Annotated in this window: 2 protein-coding genes; both read left to right on the top strand. The window is 78.2% G+C overall.

Translation table 11 applies throughout. The features are described from left to right. Nucleotides 1-159 precede the first annotated feature (159 nt). Nucleotides 160-1,242 carry a LacI family DNA-binding transcriptional regulator gene (locus VF468_08505; GenBank protein HEX5878347.1) on the top strand — a complete coding sequence of 361 codons (1,083 nt, stop codon included), beginning with the start codon at nt 160-162 and terminating at the stop codon, nt 1,240-1,242. Further along, nucleotides 1,235-2,179, top strand: a complete 945-nt coding sequence (locus VF468_08500; GenBank protein ID HEX5878346.1) for an NAD(P)-dependent oxidoreductase — start codon at nt 1,235-1,237, stop codon at nt 2,177-2,179. The genes VF468_08505 and VF468_08500 overlap by 8 nt, the downstream gene beginning before the upstream one ends. Nucleotides 2,180-2,201: the final 22 nt, after the last annotated feature.

Raw genomic sequence — 2,201 nt, 5'->3', positions numbered from 1 at the left:
GGTCGCCGTCGCCGGCGGCGAGCGCGAGAACAGCTCGGTCGACGACGCCCTGTCGGCGGCCGAGGTGGTGGCGGCGGCCGAGCGCTCCGCCGCCGACGGCAGCTGGCACAAGGTCCCGGCCGTCGCCGGCACGACCGCAGCCCGGCGGGGCTGACCGGCGTGGGCGAGGCCAAGGCCCCAGCGCCGCCGGGCACGGCCCCGGCGCGCCGGCCGACCATCATCGACGTGGCCGCCCGCGCCGGCGTGTCCAAGTCGCTGGTGTCGCTGGCCATGCGGGGCGACCCCCGGGTCGCCGAGTCCAGCCGCCTCCGGATCGAGGAGGCGGCCCGGGCGCTCGGCTACCGGACCAACTGGGCGGCCCGGTCGCTGTCGACCCTGCGCTCGGGCACCGTCGGGGTGCTGGTGGCCGACCTGCACAACCCCTGGTTCGCCGAGATCGTGGACCCGTTGCGCACCGTGCTGCACGAAGCCGGCCTGGACACCCTGCTGACCAGCGCCGTCATGCCCGGTCGGCGGGCCGGGGAGCGGGCCCGTCTGGACACCGGCGCGGTCGAGGCGCTGCGGTCCCTGAAGGTCGAGGGGCTGGTCGTGATCGGGTCGCTGCCCGGCCCCAGCGGCCTGGCCGCCGCCGTCGGCGACGTCCCGGTGGTCGTGGCCGGCGGGGGCCGGCAGGGCCTGGCCCGGGCCGACGTGGTCCGCAGCGACGACGCCGCCGGGGCCGGGCTGGTCGTCGACCACCTGGTCGCCCGAGGGCACGAGCGGATCGCCCACCTGGGCGGCGCCGGCGGCGAGGTCGCCGACGCCCGCGCCGCCGGCTACCGGGACGCCATGGCCCGCCACGGGCTCGCCGACCGCTGCCGGGTCGAGCCCTGCGACTTCACCGAGGAGGCCGGCCACGCCGGGGCGGCGCGGCTGCTGGAGAACGGCGAGCGGCCGACGGCCGTCACGGTCGTCAACGACCTGGCCGCCGTCGGCGCCCTGGCGGGCGCGCTCGAGGCCGGCGCGGCCGTCCCGGCCGAGCTCGCGGTCGCCGGCTACGACGACACCTTCTTCTCCGCCATCCCCCAGGTCTCGCTGACCACGGTCAACCCCGGCAACGCCCAGATCGGGGCCACCGCAGCCGAGCGGCTGCTGCGCCGCATCGGCGAGCCCGGCGCCGAGGCCGGGACCGAGCTGATCCCGCCCCGCCTGGTCGTCCGGGCCAGCACGTCCCGGCGGCCAGGGGAGGGACGCGATGGCTGACCGGCCCGTTGTCGTCGCCCTCGGCCAGGTCGACCCGGCCCTGGTCACCGGGGTCCTGGGCGACGGCGTGTCGTTCGTCCCCGACCCCGGCCCAAACGACCTGGCCGTGGCCGCCGGCGCCATCGCCCGCGCCGACGCGGTGGTGGACGCGGCCTTCCTCGACCGCACCCCCCGGCTGCGGGTCGTGGCCCGCACCGGGGTCGGGGTCGACCTCGTCGACCTGGAGGCGGCGAGGGCCCGCGGGATCACCGTCGTGGTCACGCCCGGCAGCGGCACCCGGGCCGTCGCCGAGGGCGTCCTGGCCATGACCCTGCACCTGGTCAAGCGGCTGGGACCCTTGACCCGGCTGGTCCGCGAGGACCGCTGGGCCGAGCGGGGCCGGGTGCCGGTCGGCGACCTCGACGGCGCCACCATCGGCATCGTCGGCTACGGCCGTATCGGCCGCCGCGTCGGCGAGCTCGCCGGGGCGTTCGGGATGCGGGTGCTGGCCCACGACCCGTTCAGTCCGCCACCGGCCGAGATCGACCGCCCCGACCTCGGGGACCTGGCCGCCGCCAGCGACGTCCTGACCCTGCACGCCCCCCTGACCGGCCAGACCCGCCACCTGGTCGGCGAGGCGCTCCTGACCCGGGTCCGGCCCGGGGCGGTCCTGGTCAACTGCGGCCGAGGAGGCCTGCTGGATCTCGACGCCGTGCTGGCCGCCCTGCGGGCGGGTCGGCTGGCCGGGGTCGGCCTGGACGTCTTCGACCCCGAGCCGCCCCCGCACCATCCCCTGTTCGACCACCCCGACGTCGTCCTCACCCCCCACCTGATGGGCCTGACCCGCCGGGCCACGGCCGCCACCTTCGCCGCCGCCGCCCGCGGCGTCGGCGACGTGCTCGCCGGCCGCCGCCCGGCGGCGCTGGCCAACCCCGGGTGGATGCCCCGGAAGGCGTGACATGGCACTGCTCAGCGACAAG

It is taken from the genome of Actinomycetota bacterium (assembly GCA_036280995.1).
GTDB lineage: Bacteria > Actinomycetota > CALGFH01 > CALGFH01 > CALGFH01 > CALGFH01.
Note: the sequence above shows the minus strand (reverse complement) of the source record. Positions and strands in the feature narration are given on the sequence as shown.